Raw genomic sequence first — 11,040 nt, 5'->3', positions numbered from 1 at the left:
TCGAGCTGCTGGTTGATGGTGACCATCTGACCCAGCTTCATCAACTGCTTGATGACCTCGGACGCCTTGACCGACATCTTGTGTGCCAGATCGGCCACCGAGATGGTTTCAGGCACATGGACCTCATGGACCTGGGCCTCGACCTGCGGCGCGAAACGCTCGTTGCTGCTGTCGTTGCGCTCGCCACGACGGCCACCCGAACGACCGGCCGGCGCACGCCAACCCGTGCCACCACCAGGACGCGGCGGCTCCGCACGGCCCTTGGCTGCAGCCGAACGCTTCTTGGCGGCATCATCGGCCCAGCTGGACGACAGCTTCTCCGACTTGACGGCCTTCTTGTCGCCGGGCTTCTCGCCAGGCTTGGCAGCGGTCGTCGCCGTACCCGGCGCACCAGGCGTTCCAGGTTTCGGACGATGAATCGTGCCCTTGATGCCATCCTTGCCTGCAGCTGCAGCCGCAGGCGCCACCGGCGCAGGCTTGGGCTCTTCGGGCTTCTTGGCGACCAGCACCTTGCTCTTGCGCGACATCATGTCGCGGATGGCGGCCGCTTCTGCCTCGGCGGCCTTGCGGCGGCGGTCCTGCTCGACCTGGCGCTGGGCATCGCCAGCAGCGGCATCGGCCGCCTTGACGACACGCGCACCGGCACCGGGCAACGATGGCGCCTGGACTCCACGCACGGGCGTCACAGCGACAGGTGCCGGCGTCGGAGCCACACCACGCGGCGGCACCGGCATCGGAACGCCCTGCGCACGGACAGCGGCTTGCGGCACCGTCTTTTCGGCAACCACAGGCACAGCGACCGGCGCGACTTCGACCGCCACCGGCGCCGATGCCTCCACCACCGCAGCAACGGGAGCAGGTTCAACCGCCGCGGCCGGAGCAGCCACCACGGGTGCAGCAGCACCACGGCGCGCACCTGCCGGACCATTGCCACGGCGACGGGAATCCGCAGCCGCGTTCAGCGCTGCGACTTCGGCCGCCGCACGGGCCTGGGCCTCGGCACGGGTGCGGGCATGGGCCTCACGCGCCTCGGCATCCTTGGCAGCCTGTGCCTGAGCAGCCTTGTCGGCATCACTCACCACGGCCGCTGCCTGCGCGCGGGCAGCGGCTTCACGCTCGGCAGCCTCACGGGCTGCTGCAGCTTCGGCTGCGGCGATGCGTGCAGCTTCGGCCGCAGCGGCCTCGGCTGCTGCGCGCTCTGCGGCTTCCTGGCGGGCACGGGCCTCCTGCGCCTGACGCTCCGCCTCGGCAGCAGCCTCGGCCTGGCGACGCTGCGCCTCGGCTTCGAGATCGGCACTGCCGATGTCGACGCCAAGAGATTCGACTTCTTCCACCTCACCAGAGGCCAGCGCATCCGACGCCGCAGCACCCGAGACGAAGTCATCACGCTTGACGAAGGTGCGTTTCTTGCGCACTTCCACCTGGATCGTGCGGGCCTTGCCAGAGGCGTCGGCCTGCTTGATCTCGCTGGTGGACTTCTTGGTCAGCGTGATCTTCTTGCGATCTCCGCCAACCGTGCCATGCGAGGTGCGAAGGTAGGCCAGCAGGCGTTCCTTGTCTGCCTCGGTCAAGGGATCCAGATCGGATCCCTTGCTCACGCCGGCGTGTTGAAGTTGCTCGAGCACAGTCGATACCGGGCTCTTGAGCTCGGCAGCGAACTGGGCAACGGTGGTCACAGCCATGTGTTTGTTTCCTTGGGACGTGCGTCGTGTGCGGTCGGATCGGACAGAGTGAGCGCTCAGGCGGTGAACCAGTGTTCACGGGCCTTCATGATCAGGGCCTTGGCCGCCGCCTCGTCGATGCCCGTCATCTCGGTGAGCTCGTCCACGGCGAGATCTGCCAGATCATCGCGGGTGTGAACGCCGCCCTCGGACAATTTCGCGACCAGTTCGGGGGTGACCCCCTCCACGTCGCGCAGATCCTGAGTGACTTCCTCGACGCGCTCTTCCTTGGCGATTTCCATCGTCAACAGCACGTTCTTGGCGCGGGTCCGCAATTCCTGCACCGTCTCTTCGTCAAAGGATTCAATCTCCAGCATCTCCTGAATCGGCACATAGGCCACTTCTTCGAGACTGGTGAAGCCTTCGGCGATCAGGATGTCGGCCACCTCTTCATCCACGTCGAGCCTGTCGACGAAGAGCTTGCGGATGCCGTCGCTCTCCTGAGCCTGCTTGGCCACCGATTCCTCGGCGGTCATGATATTGATGCGCCAGCCGGTCAGCTCGGAAGCGAGCCGCACGTTCTGACCGCCACGGCCGATCGCGATGGCGAGGTTTTCCTCGTCCACCACCACGTCCATGGCGTGTTTCTCTTCGTCCACCACGATGGACTGGACATTCGCCGGCGCCAGCGCGCCGATCACGAACTGCGCCGGATCTTCCGACCACAGCACGATGTCCACCCGCTCGCCGGCGAGTTCATTGGTCACGCCGTTGACACGCGAGCCGCGTACGCCGACACAAGTGCCGATCGGATCGACCCGCTTGTCGTAGGAAACCACCGCGATCTTGGCGCGCGAGCCCGGGTCACGGGCGCAACTCTTGATCTCCAGCAGGCCTTGTTCGATCTCGGGCACTTCCTGGCGGAACAGCTCGATCATGAACGACGGCGCAGAGCGCGACAGCACGATCTGCGGTCCGCGCAGCGTCGGGTCGATCTCGATCATCATGGCCCGCACACGGTCACCGCTGCGCAGGTTTTCCTTCGGGATCAGCTCGCTGCGCTTCAGACGCCCTTCGACACGGCCGCTCTCGATGATGAGATCGCCCTTGTCCAGACGCTTCACCGTGCCGGTGAAGATCTTGTCGCCACGCGACAGGAAATCGTTCAGCAACTGCTCGCGCTCGGCGTCACGGATCTTCTGCAGGATGACCTGCTTGGCCGCCTGCGCACCGATGCGACCGATCGGCACGGACTCGACCGACTCTTCGAGGTAGTCGCCCACATCGATGTCGTCGATCTGCTCCTTGGCCTCGAAGTGCAGGATTTCGGCTTCGGCCTGCTGCAGACCGGCCTCATCCGGCACGACATGCCAGCGGCGGAAAGTCTCATAAGCACCCGATTCGCGGTCAATCGCGACGCGGATATCGACTTCGCCGTCATAGAGTTTCTTGGTGGCCGACGCCAGTGCCAGCTCGACGGCACCAAACACGACTTCACGATCCACGTTTTTCTCACGCGAGATCGCATCCACCAGCATCAACAGTTCGCGGTTCATTCTTCGTGACCTCCGGATTCCTGTGTCGCCCCGCCCGCAGCCGCGTCTCGCCGGCTGCCCCTCTTGAAATCCACCACCGGGACCAGCCGGGCATCACGGACTTCATCGAGCACAAACCCCAGCACATGGCTTTCCTTGCCTTCCTGGAAAACCAGTTCGAGACCTGCAGCAGGGTCATCGCCCACCACGCGCAATGCGCCGCGGTATTTCTTGCGCCCCTGGAAAACAACCTTGAGCGTCAGATCGATTTCCGATCCGGCATACCGCACAAAGTCGTCCAGCCGCTTGAGCGGCCGATCCAGACCCGGGGAAGACACTTCGAGCCGCTCGTATTCGCAACCCTCCACTTCCAGCACACGCTGGAGCTGGCGGGTCACCTGCTCGCAATCTTCCACGGTAATGAATTCCCCCGGCCCGGTCGGATAGACGACACCGGGCATCCGGTCGATATAGACGCACAGCAACCCGCGAAGGCCTCGCTCGCAATCCACGAGGTCGTAGCCCAATCCGGTCACGGTACGTTCGACAGCCTGCTGCCAGTTCATCAATGCAGTACAAACGGCAGCCTCTTAGCGGCGCAACGACATCGAACACTCCATAGAGTGCACTACGTCGCCACACCAGCCGGCTGCCGCGCTCCTTCCGGTGCCTTGCGGCGGTTCAAGCAAAAAAAATGGGCTGGATTCCTCCGCCCATTCAGCGTTTTAGCGAAAACACGATGATACCCGACGCAGGCCTCGCGGGCAACCACTGCACACCGGACCCCCTGGTGCGTGCGAGAATCCGTTGTTTCGATCACTGATCACCAACTGATCCACATCTCGGAGAGTCCATGGGTTTTCTCGCAGGCAAGCGCCTTTTGATCACCGGTCTGCTGTCGAATCGCTCGATTGCCTACGGCATTGCCAAGGCATGTCACCGCGAAGGCGCAGAACTCGCGTTCAGCTACGTTGGCGAACGCTTCAAGGACCGCATCACCGAATTCGCACAAGAGTTCGACTCCTCGCTGATCTACGACTGCGACGTTGGCAGCGACGAACAGATCCAGCGCATGTTCGACGACCTCGGCCAAGCGTGGCCCGAGGGCTTCGATGGCTTTGTCCACTCGATCGGCTTTGCGCCGCGCGAGTGCATCGCCGGCGAATTCCTGGATGGTCTGAGCCGCGAGGCCTTCCGCATCGCGCACGACATCTCCGCCTACAGCTTCCCCGCGATGGCCAAGGCGGCACTGCCGCGCCTGCGCGAGCGCAGCGCGCTGCTGACGCTGAGCTACCTGGGTGCTGCGCGGGTCGTCCCGCACTACAACACCATGGGTCTGGCAAAAGCCTCGCTCGAAGCCAGCGTGCGCTATCTGGCGTCCAACCTGGGCCCGCAAGGCATCCGTGTCAATGGCATTTCGGCCGGCCCGATCAAGACCCTGGCTGCCAGCGGCATCAAGGACTTCGGCAAGCTGATGAACATCTTCACGCAGAACGCCCCGCTGCGCCGCCTGGTCACCATCGATGACGTGGGCAACGTCGCTGCCTTCCTGCTGTCGGACCTGGCCGCTGGCATGACCTCGGAAATCACCTACGTCGATGGCGGATTCAGCCACGTCATGGTCGGCTCGGCCGACGCCTGACCGGGCGCTGGTCATCCGCCATGCGTGCCTTGCTCGCTGAAGACGATGCCATCCTCGCCGACGCGCTGGGAGCGAACCTGCGCGCGGCGGGCTTCGATGTCGAAGTCGCTGACAACGGCGCCGTGGCGGAATACCTGCTGACACGGCAGGCCTTCGATGTCGGCATCATTGACATCGGCCTGCCACTGGTCGACGGACTGACTGTGGTGCAGCGGGTGCGGGCGGCCAAGCCTGGCATGCCGCTGCTCATCCTCACGGCGCTCGACGGCCTCCACAACCGTGTAGCCGGCCTGAACGCCGGAGCGGACGACTACCTCACCAAACCCTTCGACTTCCCCGAACTCGAAGCGCGCATCCGTGCCGTGCTGCGCCGCAGCCAGCCCCTCCCCTCCGCAGGAGTGCCCGCCGAGCCGACCGATGCGCTGATGGTCGGACAACTCCAGTTCGACCGGGATGCCCGTCGGGTGACGATCGCCGGCCAGCCGGTGGATCTCTCGCCGCGCGAGTGGCTGCTGCTGGAGCTGCTGCTGAGCCAGCGCCGCAAAGTCATCACCAAGGAGCAGATCGCACAGGCCTGGTCCACCGATGTGTCCGAGAGCGGCGGCCCCAGTTCGCTGGAGGTCTACATCCACCGCCTGCGCCGCAAGCTCGAAGGCTCGGGAGTGGGCATCCGCACCGTGCGCGGACTCGGCTACTTGCTCGAAACCCAGGACTGACCTGCCGCAGCGCGTGCATCGCGGCGACACTGCGCGGCCATGCTGAACCTGCTTCGACCTCTGCTCAACCGAGTGCCGGTGGTCTTTCCCGGCAGTCGCTCGCTGCGCCGCCATCTGCTGGCCTGGCTGCTGCTGCCACAGCTGGTGCTGTGGCTGGCAGCCGCGGCCGTGACCTACAACGTCGCGGTGCGCTACGCCGACAGGGCCAACGACCACGGGCTCTACCTGTCCTCGCGCGCCCTGGCACGGCAGGTCAAACCGATCGACAGCGGCCTGTTCGTCGACTTTCCGCGCGCGGCCAAGGACATCATCGAAGCCGACCCGGACGACCGCGTCTACTACATGGTCAGCAGTCCGCCGGGCGAGTTCATCCTCGGCAACCACAAGCTGCCACCGCCCCACGATGCCGACACGCTGCGCCCGGACCGGCCGACTTTCTACGACGGTCAGGTCGAATCCCCGAACGGTCTGGTGCAGGTGCGGGTGGCCGCCATCCTGCTGGACTACGGCGACCCGGCCCAGCAGCGCCAGATGCTGGTCCAGGTCGCCAAGAGCCGTGTCAGCCGCGAGGCGCTGGTGCGCGACATCCTCATCGACACCGCGCTGCCCTTGTCGCTGCTGGTGCTGGCGATGTCCGGGCTGGTGTGGGCGGGTGTGCGCACGGGGCTGGCACCGCTGGCACGGCTGCGTGAAGCGGTCAGTGGCCGCGGGCCGAACGATCTGGCGCCGATCGAGCTGCAGTCGGCGCCGGAGGAAGTGCGCGACCTTGCCGCAGCGGTCAATACGCTGCTGGCAGCCGTGCACGCCTCGGTGGTGGAGCAGCGGCGCTTCATCAGCGACGCGGCCCACCAGTTGCGCACACCACTGGCCGGACTGAAGAGCCAGTCCGAACTGGCGCTGAAGGAAGCGATCGACCCCGCACTGCGGGCACGGCTGGAGATGGTGCGCGAGAGCGCCACGCGCAGCGCCCACCTCGTCACCCAATTGCTCACGCTCGCCAGGGCCGAGCCGGAATCGCTGGCCACCCTCGGACGCAGCCGCTTCGACCTGCGCCGATTGGTGCAGGACCTCACGGCCGAGCTGGTGCCCCGCGCCCTGAACGACGGCATCGATCTCGGACTGGACGACGACGGGCACCACGACGATCTGCCAGAACCGGCGGTGACGATCGAAGGCAATGCATTGTTAATCCGTGAAGCAATCGTTAATGTGATCGACAACGCCATCCGTTACGCCGGTCGGGGCAGCGAGATCACCGTGCGGGTGCGCGAAGACCCCCCTGCCAGCAGCGACCAGCCCCGCACGGCGGTGGTCGAGGTCGATGACACGGGCCCCGGCCTGCCCGAGCACCTGCACGAGCAGGTCTTCGACCGCTTCTTTCGTGGCACGAACGAGGGGCGCGGCTGTGGTCTCGGCCTGGCCATCGTGAAAGAGATCGTAGAACGGCACCGAGGCCGGGTCAGCGTGGCATCCCGACAGCCCAGAGGACTGCGGGTGGAGATCCGGCTGCCCGCCGCGTAGACCGGAACCGTGGTCCGATATCCATTCAGGGATTTCACCTACTGTTAATTTTTTAAATATTTATTAATATCTGATCTCGTTCACACCCTCACCACTGATTGATTCCGGAGTGCATATGAAGAAGATGGAGATGACCCGCCGCCACGCGCGCACCCTGCTGGCCGTCGCGGCTGGCCTGACCGTTGCTGGCCTGTCACAAGCCGGTGAAGTCGAAGTGCTGCACTGGTGGACCTCGGGTGGCGAGGCCAAGGCTGCGTCCGCCCTGAAGGCCACGCTGCAGGCCAAGGGCCACACGTGGAAGGACTTCGCGGTCGCTGGCGGCGGTGGTGATTCGGCCATGACGGTGCTGAAGTCGCGCGTCGTGTCGGGCAATGCCCCGGCCGCAGCCCAGATCAAGGGCCCGTCGCTGCAGGAGTGGGCGGCCGAAGGCGTGCTCGCCAACATCGACGACGTGGCCAAGGCCGAGAAGTGGGACAGCCTGCTGCCGCCGGTGGTCGCCAATGTCATGAAGTACAAGGGCAGCTACATCGCCGCCCCGGTGAACGTGCACCGCGTGAACTGGCTGTGGGCCAACCCGGAAGCCTTCAAGAAGGCCGGCGCCAAGGTGCCGACCAACTGGGACGAGTTCTTCGTCGCCGCCGACAAGCTCAAGGCCGCGGGCATCATCCCGGTGGCGCACGGTGGCCAGAACTGGCAGGACTTCACCACGTTCGAGAGCGTGGCCCTCGGCGTCGGTGGCGCGGAGTTCTACAAGAAGGCGCTGGTGCAGCTGGACCAGGGCGCGCTGAAGAGCCCGACCATGGAAAAGGTGCTGACCACCTTCAAGAAGGTCCACGGCTACACCGACAAGAACGCCCCGGGCCGTGACTGGAACCTGGCGACCGCAATGGTCATCAAGGGCGAAGCCGGCATGCAGCTGATGGGTGACTGGGCCAAGGGCGAGTTCATCGCCGCCGGCAAGGCACCGGGCAAGGACTTCCTCTGCGCCGCGGCCCCGGGCACCGCCAAGGACTTCACCTTCAACATCGACTCGTTCGCCATGTTCAAGCTGAAGAACGAGGCCAACGTCAAGGCCCAGAAGGACCTGGCCGCCGCGATCATGTCCACCGACTTCCAGGAAGTGTTCAACCTGAACAAGGGCTCGATCCCGGTGCGCCTGAACATGGACCTGAGCAAGTTCGACGACTGCGCCAAGCTGTCGTCCAAGGACTTCGTCGAGACCGCCAAGACCGGCGCGCTGGTGCCGTCCATCGCCCACGGCATGGCCGTGCCGTCGGCCGCCGCCGGCGCGATCCAGGACGCCGTCAGCCAGTTCTGGAACAGCGACAAGATGACCGCCGCTGAAGCCATGGCCAAGATCGCCACGGCCGCACAGACCAAGTAAGCACGCCCGGCACTCGCTGCCACGGCAACCCGAGCCACCGGCCTGAAAACCGGTGGCTTTGTTTTCACACGCGGGACTCACGACATGGCCTCCCCCAGCGCTGCTGCGCGCCTGGACCACTGGCTGCCCCGGATCGTTCTGGCGCCCAGTTTCCTCCTCTCCTTCCTCTTCATCTACGGCCTGATCGCCTGGAACGGCTACCTGTCGGTCTCCGCTTCGCGGCTGCTGCCGAACTACGAATTTGTCGGGCTGCACCAGTACACGCTGCTGTTCGCCTCCGAGCGCTGGATGGTCGCGCTCAAGAACCTCGGCATCTTCTCGACGCTGTTCATCGGCTGTTCGATGGCGGTCGGCCTGCTGCTGGCGATCCTGCTGGACCAGAAGATCCGCGCCGAAGGCGCGCTGCGCACCATCTACCTCTACCCGATGGCCCTGAGCTTCATCGTCACGGGTACGGCGTGGAAATGGATCCTGAATCCCGGCCTGGGCATCGAGCACCTGATGCACGGCTGGGGCTTCCCGAACTTCAGCTTCGACTGGTTGGTCAACCCGGACTACGCGATCTACACCGTCGTCATCGCCGGCGTGTGGCAGAGCGCGGGCTTCGTGATGGCGCTGTTCCTGGCGGGCCTGCGCGGCATCGACGACTCCATCATCAAGGCGGCCCAGATCGACGGTGCCTCGCTGCCGCGCATCTACTGGCGCATCGTGATCCCGAGCATGCGGCCGGTGTTCTTCAGCACGCTGATGGTGCTGGCGCACATCGCCATCAAGAGCTTCGACCTCGTGATGGCGCTGACCGCCGGTGGCCCGGGCTTCGCGACCGACGTGCCGGCAACCTTCATGTACACGATGGCCTTCACCCGCGGCCAGATCGGCCTGGGCGCCGCTTCGGCGACCGTGATGCTGGCGACGGTGGCGGCGATCGTCGTGCCGTATCTCTACAGCGAGCTGCGCTCGCGTGACCGCTGAAGCCGGGACACCACCATGAAACATGTGCACCGATTGATCCTGTGGTCCCTGCTGGGGCTGTTCGCGGTCTTCTTCCTGCTGCCGTTCTACGTGATGCTGGCGACCTCGCTGAAGGACATGGCCGAGATCCGCGGCGGCAACCTGCTGTCGCTGCCGGCCGGCCTGGACTTCACCGCCTGGGGCAAGGCCTGGTCCACCGCCTGCACCGGCACCGACTGCGGCGGCCTGCGGCCCTACTTCTGGAACTCGATGACGATGATCATCCCGGCCGTGGCCATCTCGACCACGCTCGGGGCGCTCAATGGCTACGTGCTCACGAAGTGGCGCTTCAAGGGCAGCGAGCTGCTGTTCTCGTTCATGCTGTTCGGCGTGTTCATGCCGCTGCAGGTGGTGCTGCTGCCGATGTCGCAGGTGCTGGGCTGGATCGGGCTGTCGGACTCGGTGTGGGGCCTCGTCTGTGTCCACGTGCTGATGGGCCTGGCATCCACCACGCTGTTCTTCCGCAACTACTACCTGAGCCTGCCGGACGAGCTGATCAAGGCGGCGATGCTGGACGGCGCGGGCTTCTTCCGCATCTTCTGGCGCATCGTGCTGCCGCTGTCGGCGCCGATCCTGGTCGTCACGCTGATCTGGCAGTTCACCAACATATGGAACGACTTCCTGTTCGGCGTCGTCTTCTCCGGCGCGGACTCCAAGCCGATCACGGTGGGCCTGAACAACCTGGCCAACACCTCCAGCTCGGTCAAGGAATACAACGTCGACATGGCCGCCGCGATGATCGCCGCGCTGCCGACGCTGTTCGTCTACGTCGTCGCTGGCAAGTATTTCGTGCGTGGCCTGACCGCCGGCGCCGTCAAGGGTTAAGAGGACTTATTCATCATGGGCGCACTTTCCATCCGCAACGTCCGCAAGAGCTACGGCGAGACGAACATCCTCAAGGGCATCGACCTCGAGATCGACAAGGGCGAGTTCCTGATCCTGGTCGGGCCGTCTGGCTGCGGCAAGTCGACGCTGCTGTCGATGATCGCTGGCCTCGACTCCCCCACCTCCGGCACCATCCACATCGGTGACCGCGACGTCACCCACGAGCTGCCCAAGAACCGCGACATCGCCATGGTGTTCCAGAGCTACGCGCTCTACCCGAACATGAACGTGGCCGAGAACATCGCCTTCGGCCTGGAGATGCGCAAGGTGCCCAAGCCCGAGCGCGAGAAGGCCGTGGCCCGCGTGGCCAAGATGCTGCAGATCGAGCACCTGCTGGCGCGCAAGCCGGGTGCGCTGTCCGGCGGCCAGCGCCAGCGCGTGGCGATGGGCCGGGCGCTGGCCCGCGATCCGCTGCTGTTCCTGTTCGACGAGCCGCTGTCCAACCTGGACGCCAAGCTGCGCGTCGAGATGCGCGCCGAGATCAAGCTGCTGCACCAGCGCACCAAGACCACCACCGTGTACGTGACGCACGACCAGGTCGAAGCCATGACGCTGGGCGACCGGATCGCCGTGATGAAGGACGGCGTGGTGCTGCAGTTCGGCTCGCCGGACGACATCTATGCGCGCCCCGCGACGGTGTTCGTGGCCGAGTTCATCGGCTCGCCGGCCATGAACATGGTGCAAG

10 protein-coding genes are annotated in these 11,040 nt (G+C 65.2%); 7 read left to right on the top strand and 3 right to left on the bottom strand.

Annotated features, from left to right (window positions below):
* From AB3X43_RS05550 to rimP, 3 genes are all read right to left on the bottom strand, one after another.
* Positions 1 to 1,682 (bottom strand): translation initiation factor IF-2 N-terminal domain-containing protein (locus tag AB3X43_RS05550; protein ID WP_369428873.1); only part of this gene is annotated, 1,682 nt, incomplete at its 3' end.
* Positions 1,683 to 1,738: 56 nt separating this feature from the next.
* Positions 1,739 to 3,217, bottom strand: coding sequence for a transcription termination factor NusA (gene nusA, locus AB3X43_RS05545; protein ID WP_369428872.1), 1,479 nt, complete (start codon positions 3,215 to 3,217; stop codon positions 1,739 to 1,741).
* Complete coding sequence (gene rimP, locus AB3X43_RS05540; protein ID WP_369428871.1) at positions 3,214 to 3,762, bottom strand: ribosome maturation factor RimP; 549 nt, start codon at positions 3,760 to 3,762, stop codon at positions 3,214 to 3,216. The genes nusA and rimP overlap by 4 nt, the downstream gene beginning before the upstream one ends.
* A gap of 287 nt (positions 3,763 to 4,049) precedes the next feature.
* Between rimP and fabI the strand changes: the two genes are divergently transcribed.
* The 7 genes from fabI to AB3X43_RS05505 form a co-directional block, all read left to right on the top strand.
* Positions 4,050 to 4,838 (top strand): enoyl-ACP reductase FabI, encoded by a 789-nt coding sequence (gene fabI / locus AB3X43_RS05535; RefSeq protein ID WP_369428870.1) that lies wholly within the window; start codon positions 4,050 to 4,052, stop codon positions 4,836 to 4,838.
* 20 nt (positions 4,839 to 4,858) lie between these two features.
* Positions 4,859 to 5,554 carry a response regulator gene (locus AB3X43_RS05530; protein ID WP_369428869.1) on the top strand — a complete coding sequence of 232 codons (696 nt, stop codon included), beginning with the start codon at positions 4,859 to 4,861 and terminating at the stop codon, positions 5,552 to 5,554.
* 39 nt (positions 5,555 to 5,593) lie between these two features.
* Positions 5,594 to 7,075, top strand: a complete 1,482-nt coding sequence (locus AB3X43_RS05525; RefSeq protein ID WP_369428868.1) for a sensor histidine kinase — start codon at positions 5,594 to 5,596, stop codon at positions 7,073 to 7,075.
* Between the two features lie 130 nt (positions 7,076 to 7,205).
* Positions 7,206 to 8,459 (top strand): ABC transporter substrate-binding protein, encoded by a 1,254-nt coding sequence (locus AB3X43_RS05520; RefSeq protein ID WP_369428867.1) that lies wholly within the window; start codon positions 7,206 to 7,208, stop codon positions 8,457 to 8,459.
* 84 nt (positions 8,460 to 8,543) lie between these two features.
* Entirely contained in the window at positions 8,544 to 9,431 is an 888-nt protein-coding gene (locus tag AB3X43_RS05515) for a carbohydrate ABC transporter permease (protein ID WP_369428866.1), read from the top strand.
* A 15-nt stretch (positions 9,432 to 9,446) separates the two neighbouring features.
* On the top strand, positions 9,447 to 10,295 hold the full coding sequence (locus tag AB3X43_RS05510; protein WP_369428865.1) for a carbohydrate ABC transporter permease: 849 nt from the start codon (positions 9,447 to 9,449) through the stop codon (positions 10,293 to 10,295).
* A gap of 15 nt (positions 10,296 to 10,310) precedes the next feature.
* Positions 10,311 to 11,040 (top strand): ABC transporter ATP-binding protein (locus AB3X43_RS05505; RefSeq protein WP_369428864.1); only part of this gene is annotated, 730 nt, incomplete at its 3' end.

It is taken from the genome of Sphaerotilus sp., from assembly GCF_041083715.1.
GTDB lineage: Bacteria > Pseudomonadota > Gammaproteobacteria > Burkholderiales > Burkholderiaceae_C > Sphaerotilus.
This window is presented reverse-complemented; position numbering and strand designations above follow the sequence as displayed.